The organism is Sphingopyxis sp. BE235 (assembly GCF_031457175.1).
In the GTDB taxonomy this organism is placed as follows: Bacteria; Pseudomonadota; Alphaproteobacteria; order Sphingomonadales; family Sphingomonadaceae; genus Sphingopyxis.
The window spans coordinates 591,880-614,622 of record NZ_JAVDWC010000002.1 but is presented as its reverse complement, the minus strand read 5'-3'; the positions used below and the strand labels follow the sequence as shown (position 1 = coordinate 614,622).

Genomic DNA, 22,743 nt, shown 5'->3' with positions numbered 1-22,743 from the left:
CGCGGGGTCAATCGGGCGCGGCGATCCAGCGGTCGATCTGCGCTTCGAGCACCGGCAGCGGCACCGAGCCCCGGCCGAGGATGATCTCGTGAAACATGCGCTGGTCGTATCGTGCGCCCAGTGCCTTCCGCGCGCGGTCGCGCAATGCGAGGATGTGCTGCATGCCGACCTTGTACGAGGTCGCCTGACCCGGGGTGACGAAATAGCGGCGAATTTCGGAGCGGATCTTGGCGATCGGCTGCGGCGAATTGGCGGTGTAAAAGGCCAGCGCCTCCGCCTCGCTCCATCCCTTGGCGTGGATTCCGGTGTCGACCACCAGGCGTATGGCGCGCCAGATCTCGCGACCCAGCCGTCCGAAATCGCTGTAGGGATCGGTGTAGAAACCCATCTCCTTCGAAAGCCGTTCGACATAGAGCGCCCAGCCCTCGCCATAGGCGCCGTAAAAATAATTCTTCCGGAACTCGGGCGTGCCCGTCATTTCCTGCGCGAGCGCGATCTGCATATGATGGCCGGGGTGGCCTTCGTGGTAGACGGTGCCTTCGATTTCATAGGTCGGCGTCGCGCGCGTGTCGGCGAGATGGACATAGAAGATGCCCGGCCGTGACCCGTCGAGCGCCGCGGGCGAATAATGCGCCGCGCCGCCCGGTTCCTCGCGAAACGCCTCGACGCGCTTGACGATCAGGTCGGCCTTGGGCAGCCGTCCGAATTGTTCGGGCAGCCGCGCGCGCATGCTGGCGAGATAATCCTCGGACTTCTTGAGATAGATCGCGCGGCCCGCGTCGTCATTCGCGACATAGAAGCGGTCGTCGCTGCGCAGGAAGACGAAGAAATCCTCGAGCTTTCCTTCAAATCCGATCTTCGCCTTCAGCGCCTCCATCTCGGCGCGGATGCGCGCGACTTCGGACAGGCCGAGCGCGTGGATTTCGTCGGCAGTCATGTCGGTCGTCGTCTGCAGGCGCAGCATCGCGTTATAATAAGCCACGCCATCAGGGAGCGACCCCGCGCCGCGCGGCTCGGCCGACGCCTTGGACCGGTCGGCGGTGAGCCATGCGCGCAGCCGGTCGTAAGCAGGCTTCATCGACCCGGTCATCGCCGCGGCCGCCTGCGCGATGTAGCGCTCGGCCGCGGCGGTGTCGATCTTTCCGGCGGTCACGAGGCCCGTCGCCTTCGTCTTGGCATCGGCGAACAGCGCATTGTCCGCACCAGCGCCGAACGGCGCCCCGGCGATAAGACGCCCGACGAGTTCGATCGACTGGTCATAGGCGAAGCCGGGCATGCGCACGCCCTTCGCCGCCGAGGCCTTGGCGCGTTCGAGATAGGCGTCGAGCGTCGGGCCGAGCGCAGTGACCCGCGCGATATAGGCCTCCATATCGGCCGCCGTGTCGACGCGGTGCTGGTTGATCAGGAAATTGGGCAGACCGGTATGCGGCCCGTTGCGGTCGAAGATGTAATTATGCCCGCGCCATTTCGTCGACGCCTCGGCGCGCTCGAGCTCGAGCACCCACATGTCGTAGGAGACCCGCGCGTCCTCGCCGAGTTTCGCGCGATCGAATTGCCGCTTCATCGCGGCAACATTATCCCGGCGCCACTTGAGCCGCGCCGCCGCCGCCGCATCGCTGGGGTCGGTGAGCCGGTCCTGCTGTTCCTTGCGGCCGAGCTGGGTCAGCTGTTCGGGATCGAGCGCCAGCTCGGCCTCGAAGGCGGCGTCGAGAAAGGCGGTGAGCGCCGCGTCGCCCGTACCGCTCTGGATCGCCGCGCGTGCCGCCGGTGCCGCAACCAGGCTGGCCCCCAACGCCCATGAGAATTCCCGTCGTGATAGCCGCACCGGACCCCTTTCTCTGTTATTTTCAGAATCATCGGTAACGCGATTGGCGTCGCACGGCCAAGGCTAAAATTGCCAGTCGCGGGCAGGCCGCTTATGGTGCGGTCGCGCAGCGCGGACGATCGATGTAGACGCCGCCACTTTTTTCATCATCTTGATCCAGCGCCGCGATCTTGCCCCATGCCGGCGAATATGGACATGCGCCATGTCCAAGCTGGAGAACCGCAGATGAAAACCGTGATGAAGATTGCGATGTCGTTTGGCCTTGGCCTGTCGCTCGCGGCTATTCCGGCGCAGGGCATTGCTGCCCTCAAGCAGGGCGCGACGGCGCCCGACTTCACCCTGAACGCTGCGCAGGGCGGCAAACCCTTCGTCCTGTCATTGAAGCAGGCGCTGAAGAAGGGACCCGTCGTGCTCTATTTCTTCCCTGCGGCCTTTACGCCGGGTTGTACGATGGAAGCGCACCTGTTTGCCGAATCGAGCGACGACTTCAACCGGCTGGGCGCCCGCGTCGTTGGCGTCACCGCCGGTAACATCGAGCGCGTCGCGGAATTTTCCAAATCCGAATGCCGCGACAAATTTGCCGTCGCCGCCGACCCGGGTGCGAAGATCGCCGCGAAATATGATTCAACGATGCGGCGCCCCGACGGCACGACGCTTTCCAACCGGACATCCTATGTCATCGCGCCGAACGGAACGATCCTGCTGAGCTACACCGACAACAAACCGCAGGCGCATGTCGAAAAGACGATGGCGGCGGTTCGCGCGTGGAAGGCCCGGCAGCGCTGATTTGGGTTCGGGCGTCGATAGCGGTCAGCCGCTACTTTGGGGTGCCGCTGTAACCCGCGGCTTTCCGCAGTTCGTTTGCGTCCATCACATAGCCGTCGCTCACGACCGTCACCACGCGGCGGAGCGCGCCGAGGTCGGTCGAGGGGTCGCCGTCGACTAAAACCAGGTCGGCTTCCTTGCCCACCGCGATCGAGCCCGTGCGCTTGTCGGCGCCGACGACGCGCGCGGGGACGATGGTGGCGCTCTGGATGGCTTCGGCGGGGCTGAAGCCGGCCTGCTGGTAGATTTCGAGTTCGCGGATGAGCTCGATCCCCCAGCCGTCGGTGCCCGCGACGATCGGCACGCCCGCCTTGTGCAGCCGGCCGACGAGCTCGACCATTTTCGCATAGCTCTTGCGGTAATCGTCGCGCGTCAGCCCTTCGACCAGCGGATAGCCGCCGGCGGTGAACGTCGAGCGTTCGAGGACGGGCGAGATGATGCCCATATAGGGTGTGTAGGCGGGTTGGGGTTTCCCGCCGTCCTGCGTGAGCATGCCCTCGAAAATGACGATTGTCGGATCGACGAGCGTTTTCTTGGCCGCAAGGTCGGCCACGAAACGCGACATCACGGGTCCGTCGAGATCGACATCCTTGAAATATCGCGCAGGCCCTTCGACGCGTTGCCGCGTGTTCGCCTTGTCGATCACTTCGCGCGGCATCGCCTCCATCACCACGAAATTGAGGTGCGTGAGTTCATCATAGCCCGCGGCGACGGCTTCGCTGGGCTTCATCGTGGCGGGGACATGGCCGTGGACATGCAGGCCAAGGCGGTGCGCCTCCGCCGCGGCGGGCGCGATCCACGCCGGATTCATCGAGGTATAGAATTTGACGCCCCACAGGCCGGCGGCCTTGACGCGCCGCACCGCGGCGACGGCTTCGTCGGCGCTGCTGACCACCTCGGCGCCCTGTGCGGCGAGCGGATCCTTCTTGTCGATGATGACCGAGATGAAGGGCTCGCCCATCAGCAGGCTGCCGTCGGCGCGGCGCTTGGTCGCCTCGACCGCGCGGTCGAAGGTCGTCCCGGGGCTGCGGAAGCTGGTGATCCCGTTGGCCATGTTCGAGAGCACGTCCCAATCGTCGCCGATGTGGAGGTGGCTGTCCCATATGCCCGGAACCAGCGTCTTGCCGCGGCCGTCGATGACCTGCGCTCCCGCCGGTACCTCTAATGATCCAGCGGCGCCGATGGCGGCAATCTTGCCGCCCTGCGCGAGCACCGCGCGAGCGGGAAGAAACACGCCCTTGTCGGCGTCGAACAACTGGACATTGTCGAACAGCACGGGGGCTTTCGCGGCGGGCGACAGGAAGCGTTTGGCGATGCCCGAAACCGCTTCGGCGGTCGCCGCTTCCTGCGCGTTGCGTAGCTGCTTCAGCGCGCCTTCATATCCCGCCGGGATCACCGAGATATAGCTGATGTCGGCGAAATAGCGTTTGTTCTCGTCGAGCCAGACGGGAAGCGGCGAGGGCAGGATGCCGCTGACGAAGGCGAGCTGGACCTTCTTGGGGCCGCCGGGCCCCTGGATCACCTGTGTCGGGCCGAAGGTCATCCGCCCCTTGCCGCTCGGCAGGAAATTCAGCCCGGCGTCGCCCGCCGCGGCGAGCGCGTCGATCAGCGGGGCATTCGCGATGCCGACCCCGCCGGCGGGGATGTACCAGCCACCGGCAGTCGCTTCGCCCGAGTCATTCGCCGTTTTCCAGGTTGCGCGGCCATTCGCGATGCGAAATTCCTCGGCGGCGTCGCCCGACGTCGTGACGCCGCGGACGGTGAGTGCCTCGATCGCGCCGCCGGGGCCGAAGGTCGTCACCTGATCCATCTCGGTGATCCAGCCGCGCAGTTCCTGCGACCAGCGATAGGCGGTGCGGCCGTCGGGGAGCTGCCACTGCCACTGGCTGCCGTGCTGGCCGGCTTCGGACACGACCACATATCGCACCGCGTCGGCGGGCGGCTTCAGCAACTCTTCCTTGGGGACGGGTTTCGATTGTGCAGCGGGGGCGGCCGTCTCGTGCGCGGTCGCTGGGATCGATGCGGCCGAGGCCAGCAGGGCGGCAATCAAAACGAGGCGCATCTTCTATCTCCCCCATGCACGGACGGTGCAAAGCCCGACACTGGTAGGAGTTTTTCGGTGCGCGAAGCAAGATGCGACCAACGCCGACGAGCGTTCGATCAAAAGAGTTCCGCTCGCGTTCTAGCCGTCTCCCTCTTTCAAAAGGGGGCAACGATTATTGGTCGCGTTTCTGCAACCCCACCACCGCATGTATCGGCAGCTCTGCATAGATATGCGGGAACAGTTCGCCGCCGCGGGCCGGCTCCCAGCGGATCGCGTCGCCGAGGCAGATCAGGTCCACCTCGGCGATCATCAGGCAGCTTTGCCCCGCGAAATATTTGGCGATCGTCGCCTCGAGCTGCTCGGCGGTCGACAGGTGGATATAGCCATCGGCGATATCCACCGGTGCGCCGCGAAACACGCGTTCGCGCTCGAAATCGGCCCATTGCTGCTGGGTCAGCACCTTGAAGGCCGTCGCAGCGGTCATTCGGGCGCCGTCTCGGTCGGGGTCTCGGCCTCGGGCGTTGCTTCGCCTTCGGTGCCTTCGACCTCTTCCTCGTCGCTTTCCTCGATGAGCGCCGCCGAGACGACATGCTCGTCCTTGGCGACGTCGAACAGGCGTACGCCCGCCGACCCGCGGCCGATGACGCGCATCGAATCGAGGCCCATACGGATCAGCTTCGCCTGATCGGTCACCAGCATCAGCTGATGCACCTTGGTTGCGGGGAAGCTGGCGACGACAAGGCCGTTGCGCGCGATATTATCGATATTGGTGATGCCCTGACCGCCGCGGCCCGTGCGCCGATATTCATAGGCGGACGAGAGCTTGCCATAGCCGTTGGCACAGATGGTCAGGATGAACTGTTCGCGCGCGGCCAGCTCGGCCATGCGCTCGCCATCGAGCGTCGGTTCATTTTCATTATCTTTCCACGGTGCGGCGCGCAGATAGGCTTCGCGCTCGTCGCCGGTGGTGCCGACGCGGTGCAGGATCGAGAGCGAGATCACCTCGTCGCCCTCGGCGAGGCGCATGCCGCGCACACCGGTCGAATTGCGGCTCTGGAATTCGCGCACGTCGTCGCCGGCGAAGCGTATCGCCTTGCCCTGGCGCGTCGCGAGCAGCACATCGTCGCTTTCGTCGAGCAGCGCGACGCCGATCAGGTGGTCGTCCTCATCCTCGCCCTCGAACTTCATCGCGATCTTGCCGTTCGAGGGCACGTTGGTGAAAGCGTCCATGCTGTTACGACGCACGCTGCCCTTCGCGGTTGCGAACATGACGTGCAGCTTGCCCCATTCGGCCTCGTCCTCGGGCAGCGGCAGCACGGTCGAGATCGTCTCGCCCTGCGCGAGCGGCAGCAGGTTGATCATCGGACGGCCGCGCGTCGCGGGTCCGCCTTCGGGCAGGCGCCACACCTTCATGCGGTACACCTTGCCCGCGGTCGAGAAGAAGAGCACCGGCGTGTGCGTCGAGGTGACGAACAGCTCGGTGACGACATCCTCATCCTTCGTCGCCATGCCGGCGCGGCCTTTGCCGCCGCGGCGCTGGGCGCGGAAGGTGTCGAGCGGCGTGCGCTTGATATAGCCGTCGAGGGTGACGGTGACGACCATCTCCTCGCGCTCGATCAGATCCTCGTCGTCGATGCCGTCGGCTGCGGGCGCGAGCAGCGTGCGGCGCGGGGTCGCGAATTCCTCGCGCACCGCGACCAGTTCCTCGCGCATCACGCCATAAAGTTTGACGCGGTCGGCGAGAATCGAAAGCAATTCCTCAATCTCGGTCGCCAACTCACCGAGTTCCTTACCGATTTCGTCGCGGCCGAGCGCGGTCAGGCGGTGGAGGCGCAGGTCGAGGATCGCCTTCACCTGTACTTCGGACAGGCGATAAGTGGCGCTTTCCTCCATCTCGCCCTCGATCGCTTCGACGAGGCGGATGTAGGGGGCGATTTCGCCGATCGGCCATTCGCGCAAGAGCAGCGCTTCGCGGGCGGCGGCGGGCGAGTTCGAGCCGCGGATGATGCGGACGACTTCGTCGAGATTGCTGACCGCGACGACGAGGCCAAGCAAGATGTGCGCGCGGTCGCGCGCCTTGGCGAGTTCGAACTTGCAGCGGCGGGTGATCACTTCCTCGCGGAAGGTGATGAAGGCCGACAATATGTCCTTCAGCCCCATCATTTCGGGGCGGCCGCCGCGGATCGCGAGCATGTTCGCGGGGAAGCTCGACTGCGCCGGGGTGTGGCGCCAGAGCTGATTGAGCACGACCTCGGCGGTCGCGTCGCGCTTCAGCTCGATGACGACGCGCACGCCCTCGCGGTTCGATTCGTCGCGGATGTCGGCGACGCCCTCGATGCGCTTGTCGCGCGCCGCTTCGGCGATCTTCTCGACGAGGCCGGACTTGCCGACCTGGAAAGGAATCGACGTCAGAACAATCGATTGGCGGTCGTTCCGGCCCTCCTCGATGATATGCGTCGCGCGCATCATGATCGAACCACGGCCCGTGGCATAGGCGTTGCGCGCGCCGCCCTGGCCGAGCATCATCGCGCCGGTCGGGAAATCGGGACCGGGGACGATCGCCATCAATTCCTCGAGCGTGACGGGTTCACCACCTTCGAGCTGGCGGTCGATTATCGCGAGCGTCGCGTCGATGATTTCGCCGAGGTTATGCGGGGGGATGTTGGTCGCCATGCCGACCGCGATGCCGCCGGCGCCGTTGACGAGCAGGTTCGGGAAGCGCGCCGGAAGCACGGTGGGCTCCTCGCGGCTGGCGTCATAGTTGGGCTGGAAGTCGACCGTATCCTTGTCGAGATCGTTCAGCAGCACCATCGCGGTCTTGGCGAGGCGCGCTTCGGTGTAACGCATCGATGCTGGCGGATCGGGGTCCATCGAGCCGAAATTGCCCTGACCGTCGATCAGCGGCACGCGCAGCGACCAGTCCTGCGTCATGCGCGCGAGCGCGTCGTAGATCGCGCTGTCGCCGTGCGGGTGATAGTTACCCATCACGTCGCCGACGATCTTCGCCGATTTCTTGTACGGGCGGCCCGGGATGAAGCCGCCTTCCTGCGCCGCGTAAAGGATGCGGCGATGCACCGGCTTCAGCCCGTCGCGCACGTCGGGGAGCGCGCGGCTGACGATCACGCTCATCGCGTAATCGAGGTATGACGTCTTCATTTCGTCGACGATGTTGATCGGCGAAACGCCATCCTCGGACGGCGGCGTAGGCGTATTTTCTTCGGTCAAGACCCGGCCTTTTTTCTGCTTTTCGGGAGATGATTTTTTCCTAGCCGATGGTGGGTGGAAAGGCCAGCGATTCGGTCATTTTTCCGCTATTTTTTTGCGCGCAGAAATGGCGCGTAAAGTGCGGGAAAACGGGGTGAAGGCGTGACGTCATCGGGCCCTATCGCGGGGCTTGCCAATCGCTTCGTCGTCCCTAAAGCTGCGCGCCGATGACCGCTGTTATATACCCCCGGCACCGATGGCCCTGATTGCGCTGGTCGGCGCCAGCGAAACGCTGGCCGACGGGTCGCTCCGCGCGCTCGTCACTGTGGCGGGCGAGACGCTGATCGAGCGGCAGGCGGCGCGTCTTTCCGACGTCGGCGTGACGCATATCGCGGTAGCGGTCGGCGCGGTCCCCGCCGAATTGCTGACGACGTGCGACCGTATCCGCCGCCGCGGACTGAAGGTGACCGCGGTCCGCGCCGCCGCAGACCTGATGGGGCTGGTCGAGCCCGACGATCGTATCATCCTGGTCGCCGACGGCCTGCGTGCGGGCGGGACGCACTATGCGGCGATCGCCCGGCCCGGATCGCCGGCGATCCTCGTGACCGGCGATACGCCGCTGACGCAGGGGTTCGAGCGCATCGACGCGACCCGCCGCTGGGGCGGACTTGCGTGCATTTCGGAGCCGATGGTCGCCGAACTCGCCGCGATGCCCGGCGAATGGGACATGATGCTGACGCTGCTGCGGCTCGCGGTGCAATCGGGCGCGCGGCGGCTCTATTGCGAGCCCGCGCTGTTCGAACAGGGCGAGATCGCGATCGTCGCCGATCGCCCCACCGCGGCGCTGATCGAGCAGTCGAGCCTGCAACAGGTCGAATATGGCGGCATGGGGCTCGGCCGTTCGGCGATCATGATGCCGCTCATCCGGCTTGTCGGACCCTTGCTGGTCAAATCGCCCGCCACCGCGCGCTATCTGCCCTATGTCACCGCGTTGCTGTGGGTGATCGTTGGGTTGCTGGCGGCGACCGGGCTTGCCGCCGCAGGCGCTTTGGTGGCGATCTTCGGCGGGCTTGGCCTGGCCGCGATGCGTTTCCTGTCGGCGTTTCGCGCCGAAAGCGCGGCGCAGGACCGGACCCGCGAGGTGATCCGCACCTTTGCCTGGGTGCTGCTCGCCATTTTCCCGTGGCTCCTGTCGCTCGCCGGTCCGGAGCACAAAATGCCGCTGTTTTCGGTGGCCGCGATGGCGCCGTGCCTCGCCGCGACGATCCTGCTCGCGCGCTGGCTTTACGAGGATTCGGGCGAGCGCCGGCGATTCCACTGGCTGCTTCCCGACGCCGATCAGGCGTGGATCATGCTCGCCCCCGCGCTGTTGTTCGGCTTCGCACCGCTGATGTTTGCGATCCTGCCTCTGCTCGCGCTGTTCCAGATCCTGCTCTGGCTGCGCCTCGCGCGGCGCCCGGAAACACGTTAAAACATATGCGTTTGAAGGTTTAACGCCTATTAACGCTATGCTGTTATTGGCGGATACGCATGAGTGAATCCGCCTCCTCTCCCGGCATCGACCCGCCGTCGCCGACGCTGTCGGCGCGCCTGCGCGAGCTGGCGGGCTATCTGGCCGCGCCGGCTGCCGGGCGGCTCACCGAGGAGCAGCGCGCGCTGTCCTTGGGCGTCGCGCGCCGACTGGTCGTCGATGTCGCGGCAAGGCTCGATCCCCGTATCGATCCGGGTCTCCTGTGGAACGAGTGGCTTCGCGGCGGATTGCCGTGTGCGGCGCGGCTGGCGGGCGTTTGTTTCGCGCGCGCCGAGGAGCATCGCTGGCGCGAGCAATCGGGGCAACGAACCAGCCCGCCGCCGGTTCTGTCCGAACCCGAAACAACCCACGCCGATGCGCCAGCGGAGAGCGTGCCGCTGTCCGATATCGATCGCGCCTATCTCGCGCTGCAGATCGCCGACCGCCGCCGCTTCGACGCGCTGGGCAATCCCGCGCTTGCGATCGCCGATCTCGACGGCGAAACCTTCCGCGCGCTGTTGCTCGATATCGCCGCGTGGCGGCTGGCCGAGGTGAGCGGCGACAAGCGACGTGCCGCCGATCTGGGCGATGCGGTCCGCATCGCGATCGAACGGCAGGCCGACGAAACCGGTATGGCGGACGCCGGACATGCCTATTACGAGGTTTTGGGTGCTGCATTGCCCGCCGCGGCGGCCGCGGCGATCGCACGCCACAATTGGCCGACGCTGATCGCTCTCGCCGCTGCAGCGCACCGCCGCGCCTATGACGACATGGCGATCACGCTCCTGACGGCCGAAACCGCCGCGCTGCCATCGCTGCTCGCGCCGCTGCGCCTCGATCACGCGGCTCTGGCGCCACTCGAGGCGTCGCTGGTTATGCTGCCCGCGCGCGCGGTGAGCGATGTGAACGACGGTGAGTGAGCGCATCATCCGGGGCCGGGTCGACCGGTCGGGGGCGCTGGTCAGCGCCGATACGCCGTTGTTGCGTCTGCAGCAGCGTGCGGGCGCGGGGCTCGATAAGCCGCTCGCGCTGCCGCACCTCGCGCGGCTCGTCGCGCTGGCGCAGCGGCTTCACCGCGACATCAGCCGGCCCCTATACGCCGCCGACGACCATAGCGACATCCACGCGCTCGTCCGCATCACGCCCGATGCCGACGGCGCGAGTCTCGAGATCAGCGACTGGCGTACACGCCCGGTGATGCAGCCGCAGGTGCCTGTGATTGCCGACAGCGCCGCCGTACCGCAAAGCTGGACGTGGGAATGCGACCAACAGCTGCGCCTGGTAGCGCTGCACGCCGCGCCCGATGCGCCCGCCATTCCGGGCGGTTGGGAAGGCCGCTCGCTGTCGGAACTGTTCGAACTCCAGCCCGACGAAGACGGGCGCTTTCCTGTCTTGCGTGCGCTGGCGCGCCAGTCGCGCTTTGAAAGCCAGCGCGTGCAGGCGGCGGGTATCGCGATGACTTTGTCGGGCGAAGCCTTGTTCGACGCCACGGGGCGTTTCACGGGGTTTCGCGGGCTTGCGGTCGTTGCCGAAGATCAGGTGCCCGCCGAACCGAAGGGGGGCGGGGCGCTCATCGATCCGGCGTTCGGATCGCTCCCGCTGTCCGATCCGCAGTTCGGCCGCCGCATCGATGGCGCGCTGCGCGGCCCGCTGAGCCGCATCATCGCGACGGCGGAGACGATTTCGGGGCAGTTCGACGGCCCGATCCGCGCCGATTATGCGCGCTATGCCGGCGATATTGCGCATGCGGGGCGGCACCTTCTCGGCCTCGTCGACGATCTGGCCGATCTTCAGAATATCGAGCGGCCCGGGTTCAAGGCAGCGCGCGACGAAATCGACCTTGGGGATCTCGCGCGCCGCGCGGTCGGCCTGCTCGGCATGAAGGCCGAGGAAAAGGGAATCCGCATCGATGCGCCGCGCACCGACGACCGGGCGCCGGCCACCGGCGAGTTCCGCCGCGTTTTGCAGGTGCTGCTCAACCTGCTCGGCAATGCCATCCGCTATTCACCCGACAACTCGCAAATCTGGATCCGCGTCGACCGCGAAGGCGACCGCGCGATGGTTACCGTCGCCGACCAGGGGCAGGGGATCGACGCCGAGCAGCAGGCCGTGGTGTTCGAGAAGTTCGAGCGGCTCGGCCGCACCGACAGCGGCGGTTCGGGCCTCGGCCTCTATATCGCCCGCCGCCTGGCGCGCGCGATGGACGGCGAACTGACCGTCGATAGTGCGCCGGGCCAGGGCGCGCGCTTTACGCTGAGCCTGCCGGCGCGCGACGCCTGAATCGAAACGGCGGCACAGTCGCCTGCGCCGCCGCTCGAAATTTCCGATCTTTGAGCGCTTAACGCTTGTCCACCGGGACGAACGGACGATGCGCCGCGCCAGTGTAGAGCTGACGCGGGCGGCCGATCTTCTGCGCGGGGTCCGAAATCATTTCGTTCCACTGCGCAACCCAGCCGACGGTGCGGGCGAGCGCGAAGAGCGCGGTGAACATCGTCGTCGGGAAACCGATCGCCGACAGGATCACGCCCGAATAGAAATCGACGTTCGGGAAAAGCTTCTTCTCGATGAAATAGGGATCGTTGAGCGCCATTTCCTCAAGCTGCAACGCGACTTCGAAGACGGGGTCGTTGACCTTGAGCGCTTCGAACACTTCGCGCACCGTCTTCTGCATCACGGTCGCGCGCGGATCGTAGTTTTTATAGACGCGGTGACCGAAGCCCATCAGGCGGAACGGATCGTCCTTGTCCTTCGCGCGCGCGATATATTCGGGAATGCGTTCCGGGCGGCCGATTTCGCGCAGCATGTTGAGCGCGGCTTCGTTTGCACCGCCATGCGCGGGGCCCCACAGGCAGGCGATGCCCGCGGCGATGCACGCGAAGGGATTGGCGCCCGACGAACCCGCGAGGCGGACGGTCGAGGTCGACGCATTCTGTTCGTGATCGGCATGGAGGATGAAGATACGGTCGAGCGCGCGTTCGACGACCGGGTTCACCTCATAGGGCTCCGCGGGCACGCCGAAGGTCATGCGCAGGAAATTGCCGGTGTAGCTCAGCGAATTGTCGGGATAGACGAAGGGCTGGCCGACCGAATATTTATACGCCATCGCGGCGATCGTCGGCATTTTTGCGATCAGGCGGTGGCTGGCGATCATCCGCTGGTGCGGATCGTGGATCTCGGTCGAGTCGTGATAAAAAGCGCTGAGCGCGCCGACGACGCCGCACATGACGGCCATCGGGTGCGCGTCGCGGCGGAAACCGCGATAGAAGGTCGCGAGCTGTTCGTGCAGCATCGTGTGACGCGTGATCGTCGTGTCGAAATCGGCCAGTTCCTGCGCATTCGGCAGTTCGCCGTTGAGCAGCAGGTAACAGGTTTCCATGAAGCTCGAATGTTCGGCGAGATCGCCGATCGCATAACCGCGGTGCAGCAGCACGCCCTCGTCGCCATCGATATAGGTGATCTGCGATTCGCAGCTCGCGGTCGAGGTGAAGCCGGGATCGTAAGTGAAGGCGCCGGTCTGGGCGTAGAATTTGCGGATATCGACGACGTCGGGGCCGACGGTGCCCGACAGGACAGGGCTGTCGACGGTCGTGTCGCCCAGCGTGATTTTCGCGGTGTCGGTCATATTTTATTCCCTGTACTGACAGCGGGGAGAGAGAGTGGCTACGCCCCTGCCGGATAATGTTGCGCTGCGTCAAGTCGGGCCAGACTGACATCTCGTCCGAGCAACAGCAGCACGTCGAAAATTCCTGGGGAAATGGTTCGGCCGGTTAGTGCAGCGCGTAGGGGTTGCGCGAGTTTTCCGAGCCCCAGTTCGGCGGCTTCGGCTTCGGCGCGCACGGCCGCATCCAGCTCTTCTATCGTCCAGTCGTTCAGCCCGCGCAGCCGCTCTGTCACTGCGGCAAGCAGGCCTTCGGGCGAGGCCCTTAGCACCTCGGCCGCCTTTTCGTCCACCGGCAACGGGTCGGGCTGGAACAGGAAAATTGCGCCATCGGCGATTTCGTCGAGCGTCTTGGCGCGGGGTTTCAGCGACTCCATTGCGCGCGTCAGCAGTTCGCGATCGGCGCCGTCCAGCGCGCGGCCGACCAGTTTTTCGACCCGCGGCGCCACCAGATCGGCGAGCCGGGCATCGCCAGCCTCACGGAGATAATGGCCGTTTAGATTCTCGAGCTTTTTGAAATCGAAACGCGACGGCGAGCGGCCGACATGCGCGAGGTCGAACCATTCGGTCGCCTGCGCGCGGCTGATGATTTCATTGTCGCCATGTCCCCAGCCGAGGCGGAGGAGGTAATTGTTCACCGCTTCGGGCAGATAGCCCATTTCATCGCGATACGCGTCGACCCCGAGCGCCCCATGGCGTTTCGACAGCTTCGCGCCGTCGGCGCCGTGAATAAGCGGAACATGCGCATAGACCGGCTCGCGCCAGTTCATCGACCGGATCAGCGCGAGTTGGCGGAACGCGTTGTTGAGATGGTCGTCGCCGCGAATGACGTGCGTCACGCCCATATCATTATCGTCGACGACGACGCTGAGCATATAAGTCGGGGTTCCATCGCTGCGCAGCAGGACAAAATCGTCGAGTTCGGCGTTCTGGACGGTGACATCGCCCTGAACCTTGTCGGCGATGGTTGCCGCGCCATCCTGCGGCGCGCGCAGGCGGATGACATGCGGCACCGACGGATCGCCGTCGTTCCGATCACGCCACTGGCTGCGGACGCGGAAGGGCAGGCGCTTTTCCTGCGCCTCGGCGCGCATCGCGGCGAGTTCGTCCTGCGTCAGGTAGCAGCGATAGGCTTCGCCTTTCGCGAGCAGTTCCGCCGCAACTTCGGCATGGCGCGGCGCGCGCGCGAACTGGAACACGGTCTCGCCATCCCAGTCGAGGTCGAGCCACTGCATTCCGTCGAGGATCGCATCGATCGCCGCGTCGGTCGAACGTGCACGGTCGGTATCTTCGATCCGCAGCAGGAATTTCCCGCCATGATGCCGCGCGAACAGCCAGTTGAACAAGGCGGTACGCGCGCCGCCGATGTGCAGGAAACCGGTCGGCGAGGGGGCAAAGCGCGTCACCACGTCGGCGCCGCTTGCCTCGGGATTCGCTTCTGCCACTTTGGTTTGGTTTTCGGTTGCCACCATGGCCTCTTTCACTCAATTTGCCGCCATTCTGGGCGGGGATCGGGGGAGCCCCTAGCATGGCGACAAGGCAGCTTCAAACGCCCATTGCCGCACGCTGGACAAGTATCCGGCGCGGCGCGGGTGACGCGCTCGAAACGCGGCTGGAGGCGGAGCGCGAGCGGATCGGGCTCTGGCTGCCGGTCGCGCTCGGCGCCGGTATTGCTGCCTGGTTTGCGCTACCCGCCAAGGCGCACTGGATCGGGTTGTTGCTCTTGCTCGCGGGCGGCTTGTGCGGGGGGCTGCTGATCGGCTGGCAAGGCCGCCTCGGACGGGTTGTTGTCGTGGGATGCAGCGTCATGGCGGCGGGCGTGCTGCTCATCTGGACACGCGCCGTTTGGGTCGCGGCGCCGGTTCTGGCGGGACCGGTGGTGACCGAATTTTCCGCGATCGTCGAGCGCGCCGAGCCGCTGCCCGCCAAGGGCCAAATTCGCATTCTCGCCTTGCCACAGAACCGTCCCGACTTGCCACCGCGCGTGCGACTGACGTTGCGCAGCGAACAGGCGGCGACGCTTACCGACGGCGAAACGATCGGGGTCAGGGCGCGTCTGATGCCGCCACCGACCGCGAGCCTGCCGGGCGGATATGATTTTGCGCAGCGAGCTTGGTTCGACCGGATCGGGGCCGTCGGGACAGTGCTGGGCGAAGTTTCGCGCGTACCGGCGAAAGGCGCCGTAACCCCGCCGCTGCGCGCGCGGCTCAGCGCGCATATCCACGGGCAGGTCGACGGGTCTCCAGGAGGCATTGCTGCGGCGCTGGTGACAGGCGATCGCGGCGCTATCAGCGAAGCGGACGAGGAGGCGATGCGCCGCAGCGGGCTGGCGCATCTCCTGTCGATCAGCGGGTTGCATGTGACCGCCGTGGTCGGTTTTGCGATGTTGCTCACGATGCGGCTCCTCGCGCTCAGCCAGAGGCTCGCACTGGCGGGCTATGTCCTGCCCCTCGCGGCAGCGGCCGGGGCGCTCGCCGGCGGCGGGTATACGTTGCTCGCCGGGGCCGAGGTACCGACCCTGCGCTCGTTCATCGCCGCGCTGCTCGTGCTCATCGCTTTTCTTATGGGCCGTGAGGCGCTGACGCTGCGGCTGGTGGCCGCGGGCGCGTTGATCGTATTGATCTGGCGCCCCGAGTCGCTCGCCGGGCCAAGCTTCCAGCTGAGCTTTGCAGCGGTCACCGCGATCATTGCGCTGCATGAAAGTCGGCCGATGCACGCCTTCCTCGCCCGGCGGGATGAGGCAATGGTGATCCGCTTGGGACGCGGCGTGGCGGGATTGCTCCTTACCGGCCTTGTCGTCGAAATCGCGCTCGCGCCGATCGCGCTGTTCCATTTCCACAAGGCGGGGCTGTACGGCGCGCTCGCCAATGTGGTCGCGATACCGCTGACAACCTTTGTCATCATGCCCGCCGAGGCGCTCGCCTTGCTGTTCGACAGCGTGGGGCTCGGCGCGCCCTTCTGGTGGATTACCGAACAGGCTCTGCTCGCACTGATCGGGCTGGCGCACGGTGTTGCCGATGCGCCGGGTGCGGTCGCCATGATGCCGAGCTTTCCGCGCTGGGGTTTTGCCTTGGCGGTATTCGGAGGGCTTTGGTTGCTGCTTTGGAAGACAGGGTGGCGCCGCATCGGCGCGGTGCCGCTGGCGATCGGCATGGCGGCGCTGCTTGTCCAGCCGCGCCCCGACCTGCTTGTCACCGGCGACGGCCGCCATATCGCCGCCGCGATGCCCGATGGCAGCTACGCGCTGCTCCGCGACAAGGCGGGCGACTATGTGCGCGACAGCATGGCCGAGGCCGCCGGGGTCGATGCTCCGCTCGCCGCCCTCACCGAACTCGATCATGTCGAGTGCAATCGCGATTTCTGCCGCTGGAGCCAAGGCGAGGGCGCTGCGCGGCGCATCATCCTCGCCTCGCGTGGCCGCGACCGGATCGAGGGTGCGGAAATGGCGGCGGCCTGCGCCGCCGCCGACGTCGTGATCAGCGACCGCTGGTTACCGCACGAGTGCGCGGGGCGCTGGATGACGATCGATCGCGACAGCCTCGCGACAAGCGGCGGGCTGGCGCTCTATCTGGGCGAAAAGCCCGAAGCCGTCGCCACGCTCAAAGCGGGCGACGGGCATCCTTGGCGCTTGCCGCAGCAGCTTAGTGGTAACGACGAAGCAATCCCGACAGGCGCCCCTGCACGATGACGCGGTCGGCGGGGTAGCGCTGCGGTTCATAGGCAGCGTTCGCCGGGTCGAGGCGGATCATCTGCCCTTCGCGGCGGAAATATTTGAGCGTCGCATCCTGCCCGTCGACCAGCGCGACGACGATATCGCCTTCGCGCGCGGTACTGGCTTTCTGGATCAGCGCATAATCGCCGTCGAAAATGCCCGCCTCGACCATCGAGTCGCCCGACACTTCGAGCGCATAATGTTCGCCCGAACCGAGCAACGCGGCGGGAACAGCGAGATTGTTGTGATCCTCGAACGCCTCGATCGGGACGCCGGCTGCGATCTTGCCGTGCAGCGGAACCTCGATGATGTCGTTGGCCGCGATCGGCTTGAGTGCCGGGGGCGCCTTGCGGAGCGGGACGACATTTTCACGTCCCGGCGTCGTGGCTTTCGCGGCCTCGGGCACCTTGAGCACTTCCAGCGCGCGTGCACGGTTGGGCAGGCGGCGGAGAAAGCCCCTTTCTTCCAAGGCGCTTATCAGGCGATGTATGCCCGATTTCGACTTCAGGCCCAGCGCCTCCTTCATCTCCTCGAACGAGGGCGAGATGCCGCTCGTGTCGAGACGTTCCTGGATGAAGTGGAGCAGCTCATGCTGCTTTGCGGTCAACATCGGTCGTTCTCCATGATGCCAGTTCCGGACATATTGAGAACGATAGTGGAACAAAGCGGAACTTGTCAAGCGATGACGATATAGTCCGCCATGTCGCCTGCCGCGCGCGCCGCCGCGCCAATGTCGCGGATCAACAAGGCATTGGCCGATGCAAGCGGCAGCGTGAGCCCGCTTTCCTGCCCGAAGCGCGGAGTGAGCTGCCCGCCCTCGAGTCGCGCGCGAAGATAGTCGCGGCGCGTCCCACCCTCGGCCAGCGCCGCGGCGAGCGGCGCCCGGTGCACGGCGGGAAAAGGATCGCGCGCGCCGGCAAGGTGGCGGACGAGCGGGAGAAGGAACAATGTCGCGGTGACATAGGCCGACGACGGATTGCCGGGCAAGCCGAGCAGGATCGCATCGCCGATCGTGCCGGCGATCAGTGGTTTGCCCGGGCGCATCGCGATTTTCCAGAAATCGAGCTGGCCGCCGGCGTCTTCGAGAGCGCCGCGGACATGGTCGTGATCGCCGACCGAGGCGCCGCCGACGGTGACGATGACGTCGTGACGCCGCGCCAACTCCTTGAGAATTTTTGCAAGTGTCGCGCGGTCGTCGCGGAGATGGTGCGGCAGGATCGTTTCGGCAACCTCGCCGACGAGCATCGCGGCGAGCATCGCGCCGTTGCTGTCGGGAATCTGGCCGGGGGCGAGCGGGTGTCCCGGCTGGACGAGTTCGTCGCCGGTGGTGAGGATCGCGACGCGCGGACGGCGGCCGACGGCAAGCTGGCCGGCACCGCTCATCGCCGCCGCGGCGATGGCGCCCGGGGTCAGGCGCGTGCCCGCCGGCAGCAGGCAATCGCCCGCGGCGAAATCGGCGGCGCGCGCGCGAATGTGGCGGCCGCGCGTGCCGGGACCATCGCCCCTCAGGGTTAGCCGCGCGCCGTCGCGGGTGACGTCTTCCTGGACGATCACCGTGTCGGCGCCGTCAGGAAGCATCGCGCCGGTGAAAATCCGCATCGCCTCGCCGGCTTTCACAATGCGGTCGGGTGCGGCCCCGGCGGCCGCCTCGCCGATGACCGACCATGGCCCGGGCAGATCGTCGAAACGGATCGCATAGCCGTCCATCGCCGACAGCGGCGCGGCGGGCTGGTCGCGCACAGCGATGACATCGCTTGAAAGATAACGGCCAAGCGATTCGGAAAAGGCGATATTTTCGCTGGTGAGTGGTGCGCGCAGCGCGAGCAGCCGGGCCTGCGCTTCCTCGACGGGAAGCAGCCCGCTCATTCGGCGCGCCAGTCGCCCGAGCGCCCGCCGCTCTTTTCGAGCAGGCGGATGTCGCCGACGATCATCGCGCGGTCGAGCGCCTTTGCCATGTCGTAGAGCGTGAGCAGCGCGACCGACGCCGCGGTGAGCGCTTCCATCTCGACCCCGGTCTGGCCCGTCGTCTGCGCGGTAGCAATGACCGATATGCCGCTGTCTTCCCACGCGAAATCGATGCCGACCTTGGTCAACGCGAGCGGATGGCAAAGCGGGATGAGGTCGGCGGTGCGTTTTGCGGCCATGATCCCGGCGATGCGTGCGGTCGAGAGTATGTCGCCCTTCGGCGCATTGCCGCTGCGGATTGCGTCGAGCGCGGACGGCGACATGGTGATCCGCCCACCGGCGACCGCGCGACGCTGCGTCGCCGGTTTAGCGCCGACATCGACCATCGACGCAGCCCCGCTTTCGTCGAGGTGCGTCGGCCGCGTCACGCCGCGGCGCCCGTGAGCAGCTGGCGCGTTGCCGCCGTGACGTCATCCTGGCGCATCAGGCTTTCGCCAACGAGGAAGGCACGGACGCCGCTCTCCGCCAATCTTTCGCAGTCGGCATGGCTCGCGATGCCGCTTTCGCCGACGAGCAGGGTGCCCGGCGGGACCAGCTTTGCAAGGCGTTCGGTAACGGCGAGGTCGGTTTCGAAGGTACGGAGATCGCGGTTGTTGACGCCGATCAGTCGCGACTGGAGCCGGGCCAGCGCGCGGTCGAGTTCGGCCTCGTCATGCACCTCGACGAGCACGTCCATCCCGCGCTCGATCGCTGCGGCCTCGATCTCGCGCATCGCGCCGTCGTCGAGCGCGGCGACGATGATCAGGATCGCGTCGGCGCCGATCGCGCGCGCTTCGGCGACCTGCCAGGGATCGACCATAAAATCCTTGCGGAGCGCGGGGAGCGGACAGGCAGCGCGCGCTGCGATCAGATAATCCTCATGTCCCTGAAAATAAGGGGCGTCGGTGAGGACGGAGAGGCACGCCGCCCCACCCGCCACATACGCGCGCGCATGATTGGCAGGGTCAAAATCCTCCCTTATCAGTCCCTTGGAAGGCGAAGCCTTCTTCACTTCGGCGATTAGGCCGAAGTCGCCCGCATCGATCTTTGCCTGCAATGCGGCGGCGAAGCCGCGCACCGGGCCTGCGTCGATCGCATCGAGGTCGGCCAAGGAGCGCGCGGCGCGGCGCTCGGCGACTTCGTCGGCCTTGGTAGCAAGAATTTGGGTCAGCTTGTTCATTTATAGGCGATCCAGCAATTGAGCAGCGCGTTGGCAAGACCTTTGTCGATCGCCTCGGCGGCTTCCTCGACGCCTTCGAGCTGTGTGTCGGCCACACCCGCGACGATGAGCGCTTCGGCGGCGTTATAAAGCACCGCGTCGCGATAGGCGCCGGGCTCGCCTTCGAGCAGGCGGCGCAGCGCCTTGGCATTATATTCGGCGTCGCCGCCGCGGATTTCGGCGAGCGAACGCGTCGGAAGTCCCGCATCGGCGGCCACGCTGCGCTGCATGCGCACGCCCTCGGGCAAGACCACCGCGACCTCGTTGCCGCCCGCGAGCGAGAGTTCGTCGAGCCCCTCGTCGCCCGAAATAACGCGTGAATGCGCGGTGCCGAGCCGGTGCAGCGCCTCGGCATAGACGGGGACATAGGCGGGGCGTGCAATGCCGACGAGCTGGCGCGTGACGCGCGCGGGATTGGCGAGGGGCCCCATCAGGTTGAAGATCGTCCGGCGTCCGATCGCCTTGCGGATCGGCATGATGCGCTTCATCGCCGGATGCCGCGTTCCGGCAAAGAGGAAGCAGATGCCGAGGTCGGCGAGCTGTTCCTCGGCCTGCCTGTCGGCGCGCTCCATATCGAGCCCGAGCGCCTCCAGCGTATCGGCCGCGCCCGACTTTGAGGAAGCCGCACGATTTCCGTGCTTTGCGACCGGAACCTCGCACGCCGCTACGACGATCGACACGGCAGTCGAGACGTTGAGCGTATGATGGCCGTCACCGCCGGTGCCGCAGACGTCGATCGCGCCGGCAGGAGCATCGATCGGAATCAGCCGGTCGCGCATCGCCTGCGCGGCGGCGGCGATTTCGACCATCGTTTCGCCGCGGTCGGAGAGCGCGGTGAGGAATTCGACAATATTCTCGTCGCTGGCACCGCCGTCGAGCATCGTCGCAAAGGCATCGGCTGCCTCGTCATGTTCGAGCAGCCCGGCGGGATCGGGAAACGGACCGAAACGGCTCATGCGGCTTTCCGTTCGCCGACCGGCAACCCCGCAATTTTCAGGAAATTGGCGAGCATCGCATGGCCATGTTCGGTCGCGATGCTTTCGGGGTGGAACTGGACGCCGTGGATCGGGAGGTCGACATGGCGGAAGCCCATGACCGCGCCGTCGTCGCTGGTCGCGTTGATCACGAGGCTTGTGGGAATGTCGACGACCTCGAGGCTGTGGTAGCGTGTGGCCTGAAACGGCGAGGGCAGGCCCGCGTAGAGCCCGCTGTTGTCGTGACAGACAGGCGAGGTCTTGCCGTGCATCAAATGGCCGCGCTGGACGGTGCCGCCGAAATGCTGGCCGATCGCTTGGTGGCCGAGGCACACGCCGAGCAGCGGGCGACGCGCTTCGGCACAGGCCGCGACGAGGTCGAGGCTGATTCCCGCTTCGTTCGGCGTGCAGGGACCGGGCGATATCAGGATCGCGTCGGCGCCGGTGGCGAGCGCTTGCGACGCGGTCAGCGCGTCGTTGCGTTCGACGCGCACGTCGACCCCCAACTCGATCAGATAGTGAACGAGGTTGAAGGTGAAGCTGTCATAATTGTCGATGACGAGGATCATGGGTCGGGCCGTAACGATTTTGGAGCGGTGGGGAAAGAACAAGAAGCTTTTGACGGTTCAACTCTTCCTTCGTCATTCCCGCGAAGGCGGGAATCCCGCTTCCTTCCCGGCTTCGTCCGCGCATCAATAGCGGGATCCCCGCCTTCGCGGGGATGACGGAAAAAAGGGACCTATTGGGCCATCAGTTTCGCCAGATCGTCCTTCCAGAATTTCGCCCAGGTGTGGGTGCTGTGGCCCTTGGTTTCGGGGGTTGCCGCGATCAGGATGAACTTCGTCGTCTTCAGCCGCGCGGCCGCCTTTTCGGTGATGCCATAGGCGGGTGGGTTGATGAAATCGTCGGCCGAATTGATCCAGAGTACCGGCACCTTGATCTTTTCGAGGTTCGGCCAGGGGTTGTAGGTCCGCGAACTGTCGAGCTGATAGATCGTATCGTTCGCATCGTTGCGGCCATAGGTGCGGGCGAACGCCTCATCCTTGTATTTCTCGGCCGCTTCGCGCGTCGGATATTGCGCCTGCAGCGCGTAGGGATTGGCGCCCGCGATCATGCTGAGCGAGGCCGCGGTGCGCAGGCCCGCTGCGGGCGGATCGGTGTAATTGCCGTCCTTCCACAGCGGATCGGCCTTGATCGCGTCGATCGACAGCGTGCGCCACATGCGGTTCTGGCCCGCGATCTCGACGGGCAGGCACGCGAAGGGCGCGAGCTTTTCGGCAAAATCGGGCCAGGTCTCGCCCCAAACAAAGCCGTGCATGCAGCCCATCGAGGTGCCGAGGATGAGCTTCAGCTTTTTCACGCCGAGCTTTTCGGTGAGCATCCGGTGCTGGGCGCTGACCATATCATTATAGTCGTAGCGCGGGAATTTCATGCGCATCCCGTCGCTCGGCTTCGACGAGCCGCCGTGGCCGATATTGTCGGGCAGGATGACGTAATATTTCGTCGTGTCGAGCGGCTGGCCGGGGCCGAAAAGCTCGCTTGCGAACTGCGGCTGGAAGAATTGCTTTCCTGTGCCGCCGGTGCCGTGGAGGATCATCACGGCGTTGGTGACATCGCCCTTGGCATCGCGCTGCGGCGTGCCGAGCGTCGTATAATGGATCTTGAGCTCGGGCAGCTTTTCGCCGTTGGCGAAGGCGAAATCCTTGAGAATTGCATCGCCTTCGACAGCACCCTCGACGGCCTGGGCGTGAGCGGGGACAGGGCCGACGAGCAGCAGGGCGAGCGGGGCAAGATATTTATGCATGGCCGGACGCTAGCGTCCGCTCGG

General features: G+C 65.9%; 18 protein-coding genes. 5 read left to right on the top strand and 13 right to left on the bottom strand.

The window, feature by feature from the left end; genetic code table 11:
• Positions 1-7: 7 nt before the first annotated feature.
• Complete coding sequence (locus tag J2X38_RS10125) at positions 8-1,792, bottom strand: DUF885 domain-containing protein (protein ID WP_310253705.1); 1,785 nt, start codon at positions 1,790-1,792, stop codon at positions 8-10.
• 258 nt (positions 1,793-2,050) lie between these two features.
• Between J2X38_RS10125 and J2X38_RS10120 the strand changes: the two genes are divergently transcribed.
• Entirely contained in the window at positions 2,051-2,611 is a 561-nt protein-coding gene (locus J2X38_RS10120; RefSeq protein ID WP_310253703.1) for a peroxiredoxin, read from the top strand.
• A gap of 31 nt (positions 2,612-2,642) precedes the next feature.
• Here the strand turns inward: J2X38_RS10120 and J2X38_RS10115 are convergent, their stop codons facing one another.
• The 3 genes from J2X38_RS10115 to gyrA all read right to left on the bottom strand — a co-directional run bounded on the left by J2X38_RS10115 (position 2,643) and on the right by gyrA (position 7,850).
• Positions 2,643-4,712, bottom strand: a complete 2,070-nt coding sequence (locus J2X38_RS10115; protein ID WP_310253701.1) for an amidohydrolase family protein — start codon at positions 4,710-4,712, stop codon at positions 2,643-2,645.
• A 154-nt stretch (positions 4,713-4,866) separates the two neighbouring features.
• Positions 4,867-5,178, bottom strand: coding sequence for a DUF952 domain-containing protein (locus J2X38_RS10110; protein WP_310253699.1), 312 nt, complete (start codon positions 5,176-5,178; stop codon positions 4,867-4,869).
• The gene (gene gyrA / locus J2X38_RS10105; protein ID WP_310310926.1) at positions 5,175-7,850 is read right to left on the bottom strand and encodes a DNA gyrase subunit A; all 2,676 of its coding nucleotides are present in this window, start codon (positions 7,848-7,850) and stop codon (positions 5,175-5,177) included. Before gyrA ends, J2X38_RS10110 begins: the two co-directional genes overlap by 4 nt.
• Before the next feature lie 304 nt (positions 7,851-8,154).
• On the opposite strand from gyrA, the gene J2X38_RS10100 reads away from it, so the two are divergent.
• From J2X38_RS10100 to J2X38_RS10090, 3 genes are read left to right on the top strand one after another with little or no spacing between them, the layout of a single operon-like run.
• Positions 8,155-9,369, top strand: coding sequence for a hypothetical protein (locus J2X38_RS10100; RefSeq protein ID WP_310253694.1), 1,215 nt, complete (start codon positions 8,155-8,157; stop codon positions 9,367-9,369).
• A 59-nt stretch (positions 9,370-9,428) separates the two neighbouring features.
• The gene (locus tag J2X38_RS10095; protein ID WP_310253692.1) at positions 9,429-10,328 is read left to right on the top strand and encodes a hypothetical protein; all 900 of its coding nucleotides are present in this window, start codon (positions 9,429-9,431) and stop codon (positions 10,326-10,328) included.
• Positions 10,321-11,688, top strand: coding sequence for a HAMP domain-containing sensor histidine kinase (locus tag J2X38_RS10090; RefSeq protein ID WP_310253690.1), 1,368 nt, complete (start codon positions 10,321-10,323; stop codon positions 11,686-11,688). The genes J2X38_RS10095 and J2X38_RS10090 overlap by 8 nt, the downstream gene beginning before the upstream one ends.
• 58 nt (positions 11,689-11,746) lie before the next feature.
• Here J2X38_RS10090 and J2X38_RS10085 read toward each other — a convergent pair whose 3' ends face one another.
• Both J2X38_RS10085 and gltX read right to left on the bottom strand, forming a co-directional pair.
• Complete coding sequence (locus J2X38_RS10085; protein ID WP_058538486.1) at positions 11,747-13,030, bottom strand: citrate synthase; 1,284 nt, start codon at positions 13,028-13,030, stop codon at positions 11,747-11,749.
• 38 nt (positions 13,031-13,068) lie between these two features.
• Positions 13,069-14,538 carry a glutamate--tRNA ligase gene (gene gltX / locus J2X38_RS10080; RefSeq protein WP_405053450.1) on the bottom strand — a complete coding sequence of 490 codons (1,470 nt, stop codon included), beginning with the start codon at positions 14,536-14,538 and terminating at the stop codon, positions 13,069-13,071.
• Positions 14,539-14,594: 56 nt separating this feature from the next.
• On the opposite strand from gltX, the gene J2X38_RS10075 reads away from it, so the two are divergent.
• Positions 14,595-16,754 carry a ComEC/Rec2 family competence protein gene (locus J2X38_RS10075; RefSeq protein WP_310253684.1) on the top strand — a complete coding sequence of 720 codons (2,160 nt, stop codon included), beginning with the start codon at positions 14,595-14,597 and terminating at the stop codon, positions 16,752-16,754.
• Here J2X38_RS10075 and lexA read toward each other — a convergent pair.
• From lexA to J2X38_RS10040, 7 genes are all read right to left on the bottom strand, one after another.
• Entirely contained in the window at positions 16,708-17,388 is a 681-nt protein-coding gene (lexA, locus tag J2X38_RS10070) for a transcriptional repressor LexA (RefSeq protein WP_310253681.1), read from the bottom strand. The two genes, J2X38_RS10075 and lexA, sit on opposite strands and share 47 nt — an antisense overlap.
• Positions 17,389-17,453: 65 nt before the next feature.
• Positions 17,454-18,644: a gephyrin-like molybdotransferase Glp gene (gene glp, locus J2X38_RS10065; RefSeq protein WP_310253679.1), complete on the bottom strand. Its 1,191-nt coding sequence runs from the start codon at positions 18,642-18,644 to the stop codon at positions 17,454-17,456.
• Positions 18,641-19,111 (bottom strand): cyclic pyranopterin monophosphate synthase MoaC, encoded by a 471-nt coding sequence (gene moaC / locus J2X38_RS10060; RefSeq protein ID WP_310253677.1) that lies wholly within the window; start codon positions 19,109-19,111, stop codon positions 18,641-18,643. The genes glp and moaC overlap by 4 nt, the downstream gene beginning before the upstream one ends.
• Positions 19,108-19,902, bottom strand: coding sequence for an indole-3-glycerol phosphate synthase TrpC (gene trpC, locus J2X38_RS10055; RefSeq protein ID WP_310253675.1), 795 nt, complete (start codon positions 19,900-19,902; stop codon positions 19,108-19,110). Before trpC ends, moaC begins: the two co-directional genes overlap by 4 nt.
• Complete coding sequence (gene trpD, locus J2X38_RS10050; RefSeq protein WP_310253673.1) at positions 19,899-20,897, bottom strand: anthranilate phosphoribosyltransferase; 999 nt, start codon at positions 20,895-20,897, stop codon at positions 19,899-19,901. The genes trpC and trpD overlap by 4 nt, the downstream gene beginning before the upstream one ends.
• On the bottom strand, positions 20,894-21,484 hold the full coding sequence (locus tag J2X38_RS10045; RefSeq protein ID WP_310253671.1) for an aminodeoxychorismate/anthranilate synthase component II: 591 nt from the start codon (positions 21,482-21,484) through the stop codon (positions 20,894-20,896). The genes trpD and J2X38_RS10045 overlap by 4 nt, the downstream gene beginning before the upstream one ends.
• 170 nt (positions 21,485-21,654) lie before the next feature.
• Positions 21,655-22,719 (bottom strand): alpha/beta fold hydrolase, encoded by a 1,065-nt coding sequence (locus J2X38_RS10040; RefSeq protein ID WP_310253669.1) that lies wholly within the window; start codon positions 22,717-22,719, stop codon positions 21,655-21,657.
• Between the last annotated feature and the right edge of the window lie 24 nt (positions 22,720-22,743).